General features: G+C 46.0%; 6 protein-coding genes and 1 pseudogene. 3 read left to right on the top strand and 4 right to left on the bottom strand.

Features of this window, described 5'->3' with window-relative positions:
* Positions 1-79: 79 nt before the first annotated feature.
* Both DSM107010_RS36110 and DSM107010_RS36105 read left to right on the top strand, forming a co-directional pair.
* Positions 80-1,129: a tyrosine-type recombinase/integrase gene (locus DSM107010_RS36110; RefSeq protein ID WP_127025278.1), complete on the top strand. Its 1,050-nt coding sequence runs from the start codon at positions 80-82 to the stop codon at positions 1,127-1,129.
* Between the two features lie 248 nt (positions 1,130-1,377).
* Positions 1,378-1,932: a hemerythrin HHE cation-binding protein gene (locus DSM107010_RS36105; protein WP_106170052.1), complete on the top strand. Its 555-nt coding sequence runs from the start codon at positions 1,378-1,380 to the stop codon at positions 1,930-1,932.
* Between the two features lie 6 nt (positions 1,933-1,938).
* On the opposite strand, the gene DSM107010_RS42650 is transcribed toward DSM107010_RS36105, so the two are convergent.
* The 4 genes from DSM107010_RS42650 to DSM107010_RS36090 all read right to left on the bottom strand — a co-directional run bounded on the left by DSM107010_RS42650 (position 1,939) and on the right by DSM107010_RS36090 (position 5,549).
* The gene (locus DSM107010_RS42650) at positions 1,939-2,073 is read right to left on the bottom strand and encodes a hypothetical protein (RefSeq protein ID WP_258184046.1); all 135 of its coding nucleotides are present in this window, start codon (positions 2,071-2,073) and stop codon (positions 1,939-1,941) included.
* 678 nt (positions 2,074-2,751) lie between these two features.
* Complete coding sequence (locus DSM107010_RS36100; RefSeq protein ID WP_106170050.1) at positions 2,752-3,969, bottom strand: SprT-like domain-containing protein; 1,218 nt, start codon at positions 3,967-3,969, stop codon at positions 2,752-2,754.
* Positions 3,966-4,670: a hypothetical protein gene (locus DSM107010_RS36095; protein WP_106170047.1), complete on the bottom strand. Its 705-nt coding sequence runs from the start codon at positions 4,668-4,670 to the stop codon at positions 3,966-3,968. Before DSM107010_RS36095 ends, DSM107010_RS36100 begins: the two co-directional genes overlap by 4 nt.
* Before the next feature lie 126 nt (positions 4,671-4,796).
* Positions 4,797-5,549: a Mut7-C RNAse domain-containing protein gene (locus DSM107010_RS36090; protein ID WP_127025280.1), complete on the bottom strand. Its 753-nt coding sequence runs from the start codon at positions 5,547-5,549 to the stop codon at positions 4,797-4,799.
* 351 nt (positions 5,550-5,900) lie between these two features.
* Here DSM107010_RS36090 and DSM107010_RS36085 point away from each other — a divergent pair.
* Positions 5,901-6,719, top strand: a pseudogene (locus DSM107010_RS36085) (IS701 family transposase); the annotation flags it as partial.
* Positions 6,720-6,792 lie beyond the last annotated feature (73 nt).

Genomic DNA, 6,792 nt, shown 5'->3' with positions numbered 1-6,792 from the left:
AATCAAGGCACGAATTACACGAACAATTACAAACTGCTTAAATCACAAGTATTTCAGCTTTTCTTAGTGCCATTCGATTATGGACAGTAGCGATCGCCTACCACCCATCAAAGTGATTTCCCTTAATTCTGGTAGCTTGGATACTGTACCTCTAGCTCAACCGACGAGGCGGGGCAGACCTACCAAAATTGGGACGGCACTAACCGATCTCCGCGTGACTAAAGTTAGAGAGTTTATCAACAGTAACAACTTAGCTCCCAACTCCCGTAAGGTTTACGAACGAGAATTGAGGCGCTTTATCGCCTGGACCGATCTGCTGTGGGGTGAGATCAAACCGCGCCATATCGCCCAGTACAAAGCTTATTTAGTGGAGGAAGTGCAATCTCAATCGGGTAAATCGCTATCTAAAAGCAGTATCAATAGCGCGATCGCTACGCTCAAAAGTTTCTTTGGTTGGATGGTGCAGGCTTACCCTGACATCCTCGCCGTCAACCCAACTGCAAGCGTGAAGCTAGAAAAAATTCCTTTACCCCCTGCCCAAAGCTTAACAGCCGAGCAAGTACAGCGAATCTGGGCGGCAACCGAGTATTTAGATGAGACGCAACAGCGGGATCTAGCTTTGCTCCACATCTTGAGTCACGGCTTGCGGGCGGGAGAGATTGTCAGTCTTAACGTCGGCGCGTTTGACGGTAGGCTATTATTTGTAGCGGATACGAAGACCAACGAGCCGCGATTAGTGCCACTGCGAAAACAAAGCCTCAATGCACTCAATGAATATTTATCCTGGCGTGAAGAACAAGGAGAAGAGATAACAAGCGATCGCCCCTTAATCCTGTCCCATCATACAACTCGTTCATGTGAGCGATTGAGCTACCACGGCATCTACTTTGCCATAGAAAAGATTGGCGAATTGGCAGAAATTCCTCAGCTACATCCACACTCGTTCCGCCATACCTACAGCACCGAGTTATTGCTGATGGGTGTCGATCCCACTCATGCTAGGAAACTGACCGGACATCAGAGCGAGAAAGCTTTTCGGCGCTACACCCTGCGCGGCGAACAAGAGGCGGCGATCGCGGCTTACTATCGTGCTGTTGAGGAAGAAATGGAGAGACAAGATTTAGAATGAGAGCAAACTCCTACTTGGTGAAGCCGCAATCCTGACAATTAAATTGAAACACCATCGCTAAGCAACCCGCAAGCAAAGCGATCGCTAATCATCTCTAAGCCTTAGTCGTTGGCATTGATGACCTGCTATGGCAAACCTAGTATAAATCTTTCTGAAGAAGGAGGGACTGACTCAAACCTCACGAAAGCATAGAAAAAGTGAGTTTGATTGCCACAATCGCTAAAACCTGTAGTCTGGAGTTAACGACAATGACTAATGCAACAAATCTAGCAACGAAGCTGGCTGATCTAGAGCTTTTTCAGAATATTTTGTTGGAAAGCGAACAAAATTTAATCGCGCAGACAGACGACAAGACAATTTGTGAGCGGCTCGAAGGAATGATCGAGAGCGATCGCGAAAATCTCAGCACGATCAAAGCAGTCATTTCTAGATCCGGCAACGTTGTAGAACCTCGCGACATTACTCAACAACATGCACAGAAGGTAAGGCAAATGATGGGCGGCTCCGAGCTAACCCTGTATGACAAGTACTTACAGCTTGAGTTGTTAAAGCATCAGCAGACAATGACCGGGCTAGTTATACACAAGGTTGCTCAGTCCTTGGACGATGAGCTTCAAGATCTGGTGGAGCCGCTGAACCGAGTCAACTTTGAAAACCGCGCTCACCAAGAGATTCTTAAAGGAGTTCTTTACTTTGTGGGAACGCGAGAGCTAGCTGGCAAAGAGCCTGATATGGGTCTGTGGGGCAGCATTGAACAAGGCATTGCTGCCCTCAAGGGAGCTTTAGGCAGCGCCGTAAGCTAGCAACGATTAACATAAAGCTATTTTCGTCAATGCTTGTACCCAAGCCGCGCGATCGCGTCGGGATGCCAGAGGGACGCTACCACCTAACCCAAGCGACACTCTATATCGTTCGGTCACTTGATCGAACACAATTGCTTTCATACAAGTTACTGCGTAACACTCCACAGCGGAGTAGAGGGAAGCATTAGCTAAAGTTTACTAAGTTGCACAACTGGGTAAACTTTGCCAGGAAACAAGTTAGATCAGTTTGAAACTACAGCTGCAACTCTACTATCAATTCTCATAAAACTGGGGTAATGGTTAGTCAATTTGGGTGACTCCTCAAATGTTAAAGCGTCTCCAAATGCTTTCAGAGACGCTTTAGCCAATAATTTATAAAGTTTAACTTAGTTATTGTCTGTATATATGCATAGTTTAACTAGGAATCTTAGTGACTAGGTGAAGCAGATATAAACATAGACAATAGTTTTGTAAAAATACAATGAATTAATAGTTTGAACCCAACTTTCAAGTAAGCGTAATCCTTGCGTAGAATCTCATATATCAGATGAGAAATTAATGGAATTGTAGCACTGCATACAGATTTTTTGCCAAGCTTCTAAGGTAATTATTTATCCCGATTGAATCGGAGCTTGAGCAGCGCGATCGCATTTGTTGTAGAGCACTTTGCACGATACATGTCTGCTTATCGTCGAAGTCCGAGGCGATAGCAATCTCTTGCCACAAGCAGCAGTAGACTTCCACACCAGACAAATTTTGTTTTGAGCCAGCAGCAGTCTTCTTGGCTACGATCGTCTGATGCAACCCCAGATCGATCGCTTACAGCCATTGCTCTGAATCAAAAATCCGCGCTTGATTCCATGCCAACTTTTCCAGCCATCTAGAAGCCTCTCGATCAAACTTAAACTGCTGCTCGTCTCGGCGAAACTCACGAGTGTGAACCATACGCCTGCCATTTACTAATTTTGCCCCATGATATTTGTGTAGGAGTTCGTGATACAAGACAAACTCAGCCACAAACTGGGGAATCCGTGCATCATCCAGAGTTGAGCTGATAACCACTCGGTCTTTAGCTGGGTGATAGTAGCCAAACTTGCGGTAAGTGTTCAGTTGGCTCCAACTTAGGCGCGGTTTGACCAAAGTTGAAGCAAAATACTCGCGATTGAGTCGGTCAAATAACTCTTCCAAGTCGTAGCACTTGCCTTGAGCTTGGTCTCGATTTGCACTGGCAAACGAGTCCAACTCCAATAGTACTTGACTGTATTCTGGCGAACTAGCAAAATCTTTGACGAGTCGCGAACGCTCTTGGCTTTTGCCTAGTAATGCGTCTGTCACCAGTGCTGTCAAGACTTCACTATTGGCGTAGATAAATCCTTCGCTGATGGTGAGAGTGGCGGCGTTTCCTTGCCGCCTGTATTTGTACAATCCTGCTTGGTATGTCACCTCAGTTGCGACTTCTAACTGCTGACAATGCCTTCGAGAAACTGCTTGAGCGATTTGCCAGGCAGAACGAGTTGTCTGGAGGTGCAGTTGTAGATAGGATTCATCGCTCAAAAACTTCATCCAAGCATATATCGAGCCAGAGGAACTACTTAAGTCGGCTGGTGTTGCCTGATGTTGGGCGCAAATCTTTTCAATTTCTGCAACAGCGTGGGTTAAAGAGTCAAGCAGCTTTTGGAATAGATCGGGTTTTGGGGTGGAACTGGCAGCTAGATATGAGAGTTGCTGCAAAATACTTCGTTGCTGTACTTTAATGTTCTTGAGACCGAGCGGCGCTTTTTTTGCAGAGGCAATACGACTTTCCAAAATCGGCAAGTTGTCCAGATCGATCCCTTTAAGAAAGGAGTAAGCCAAACGCGATCTACTTGGCAACTGCTCTGGTGTCATTTGCTCTCGATCGCATAATTGCTCGATCGCTTCAAGCGAGTTAGTGACAAATGCCTTAAAAGCAGTAATCTCCTGGGAGGGGATGCCGCTATTCAAGCTATCTTGTGCCGTTTGAGCCGCCTTGACGACTCCACGAATTCGGAGCGTCATTTCTTCTTACGGCTAGTTCTCTTGCGAGGAGTCTTTTTCGCGGGCGGAGCCTTTTGCATTCCCATTCCTTTCGGTATGGACGGGGATGGAGTCGATCGCTCGGAGTCCGGCAGAGCTAATCCCCCCTGAATCAAATTTTTCAGCGCATTGGTAGTCAGGTCGGGAGGAGCGGATTTGAGGCTGGCGTTGTACTGTTGTTGAAATGCTTGAATGCCTTCGGGAGCGGTCATGTCAAATCCAGCTTGATCACCCATCATCATAAATGCTTTGGCAATACCACCTCTGGAGGGATCGCTCATCATGTTGGGAAATTGGGATGCCAGCGATTCCAGATATTTGACGATCGCCTTGGCGCTGCGAAGGTTGTATTCCCGTTGGAGAAACTGCCAGAAGGCAACCAGTTCGGGAATGGCATCTTCGGCTTCAGCTGGATCGAAAATGGTGACTTTGCGCGGCAGAGTATATTCCATCAGGGTTTGTACGTTCCCTTTCGTCATTTTGGGCAGCGTCGTCTCGCCGTAGTTGTAGCCCATTTCAATGAAGGTGCCAATCCAACCGCCACCTTCTGGGTAATTCTTGAGGTGGGCTTCTCCTTCAGGAGAGTTGACAAATTGTTCGATCGCGCCACTGATGTAGTTGTCGAGAATCGGTTCAACATCATCGTAGGAGAGACGATCTAGCTGACGAATGTTAAAGGGCATATTCATCGATCTTCAAGTCTCATGCTTTTCATTCTGCCACTAGACGCTCGCGCTTTGTCGATCGCTTGTTCGATTGCCAAAGGCTGTATTCTATGTCAAGCAGTGAATTGGGTCATTTAGCAACTATCAAAATTTAGTCATACTCGTTTGAATCCGTGTGATGAAATTTTGGATGCGGGTAAAGTGTGCGCCTTGCCAGTAAATTTGAGCGCAATCCTGACAAATTGAGAATCGATCGTAAAATTCTCTTGTTTTAGGTGGGAGGCGATCGCCGATCTCTTTTTTAGTTACAGATTGCAACAAACCATTGCAGCGCAAACATCTTTGTAAAGGTGCGATCGCGTTAAATAAATCGAAGCGTCGCAAGACTTCCACTACTTGCTTGAACGGATCTTGTTGGCGCACGCAGTAGCCGTAAATTACAATACTACGCTTCAATAAACCCCGATCTTTTGTTAATACAATTCGGTTTTCGCGGCTAGAAATTTTAGCTAACTCTTCATCCTCGTAATCATTTTGATACAAGGTGTCGAAGCCCAACAAACGCAAGTAGGTAGCAAGTTTGCCCAAATGGATATCCAGAACAAACTGGATCTGTGCTAATTGTGGTGGTCGCACGCGAGAGGGAGAAGTTACCTCAACTTTTACTGAAATAGGATAAACGCTAACGCGATCGCCATCGCCAATTAAATCGGAAAAATCAACCGATTCACCGTTGACTAAAATTAAGTCAACTTCTGGATGCGGTATGCCCAAAGCTTCGATCGCGTCTTTGACGGCTACCTTTTGGGGCAATTGATGCACAAACCAAACCCGTCTTTTCACTGGAGGCAAAAAGTCATTTAGTTCGGCATGAAATTGAAAATAAACTCGCTCCATCAGCATTTCACGCTAGTTTGCTCAACAGGAAGGCAGGATTACAATTGCCCTTACCGAGATCTTTTCTGCTTCACTAGTCTGAAATATTCTAAGCCTTCACTAGCGATCTGAACATACTGCTTGAGGTCAAATTTATCTGCACTTGCCTCACTCGCAAACGAGTTTTCGCTACCCAAAATTGCTGTTCGCGTTGCTTTGCCCAGTCAATAGAAGCTGCACGATGTCAGTATACGGAGAATATTTAAAACTACCATTACTCATCCATACTTATTATATATTTGCGGAATCTACGCAAGACATTTCTACTACAGGAGTTACGCAGTTGAACCAAAGGTAGGATAAAACAAAAGAATGAACCCACCTAAGTACAACGAGTATGATTACATTAACTTTCTGATTGCAACGCACAAAGCATATAGTGGCACGGAAGCTCAGCGAGTCCAACCAGAGTCCGACAATCCGCCAGCCCATGATGCCATTACCCGTTTGCTACATCGGATGGAGCCATCACCAGAGGTGCTATGGATAGAAGCACAGCAGCACGTTAGCTTAAACACGGGCATTTTGGTGATTGACGATTCCACCCTCGACAAGTTTTATGCCGAGAAGATGGAATTAGTGACACGGCACTGGTCTGGAAAGCATGGACGGGTGGTGCAAGGAATTAACCTAATTACCCTGTTGTGGACTGAGGGCGATCGCCACATCCCTTTAGATTATAGGTTTTACGAGAAGTTAGTCGATAGGGCAACCAAGAACGACCATTTTCGCGCCATGCTACAAACAGCAAGGGCAAGAGGGTCTGCCCCTGAATGTGTAGTGTTTGATAGTTGGTACAGCAGTCTAGACAACCTCAAACTGATTCGCAGCTATAACTGGATTTGGTTGACGCGGCTCAAATGCAACCGTCATGTCAATCCTGACAACACAGGCAATCGTCCTTTAAGTGATGTAGATATTGCATCTACAGGTAGCGTGGTACATCTCAAGGGCTACGGTTTTGTCAAAGTATTCAAGATTGTTACCCCAGACGGTGACATTGATTACTGGGCAACCAACAATTTGACTCTAACTGAGTTACGGCGATTACAACTGGCTGAATTTGCTTGGGCAGTTGAGGAGTATCATCGGGGGCTAAAACAGTGTTGTGGGGCAGAGCGGGCGGGCATTGTCAACTTAATGGGATAAATCCGAAAATCGGCACGATAATTCCTGAGTAGCCAGCTTGGCTAATTTTAAGCAG

Source organism: Chroococcidiopsis cubana SAG 39.79 (assembly GCF_003991895.1).
Classification (GTDB): domain Bacteria; phylum Cyanobacteriota; class Cyanobacteriia; order Cyanobacteriales; family Chroococcidiopsidaceae; genus Chroococcidiopsis; species Chroococcidiopsis thermalis.
This window is presented reverse-complemented; position numbering and strand designations above follow the sequence as displayed.

Coding starts and splice junctions, on each gene's coding strand:
- DSM107010_RS36110 (WP_127025278.1), top strand. CDS start 80: ATGGACAGTAGCGATCGCCTACCACCCATCAAAGTGATTTCCCTTAAT.
- DSM107010_RS36105 (WP_106170052.1), top strand. CDS start 1,378: ATGACTAATGCAACAAATCTAGCAACGAAGCTGGCTGATCTAGAGCTT.
- DSM107010_RS42650 (WP_258184046.1), bottom strand. CDS start 2,073: ATGAAAGCAATTGTGTTCGATCAAGTGACCGAACGATATAGAGTGTCG.
- DSM107010_RS36100 (WP_106170050.1), bottom strand. CDS start 3,969: ATGACGCTCCGAATTCGTGGAGTCGTCAAGGCGGCTCAAACGGCACAA.
- DSM107010_RS36095 (WP_106170047.1), bottom strand. CDS start 4,670: ATGCCCTTTAACATTCGTCAGCTAGATCGTCTCTCCTACGATGATGTT.
- DSM107010_RS36090 (WP_127025280.1), bottom strand. CDS start 5,549: ATGGAGCGAGTTTATTTTCAATTTCATGCCGAACTAAATGACTTTTTG.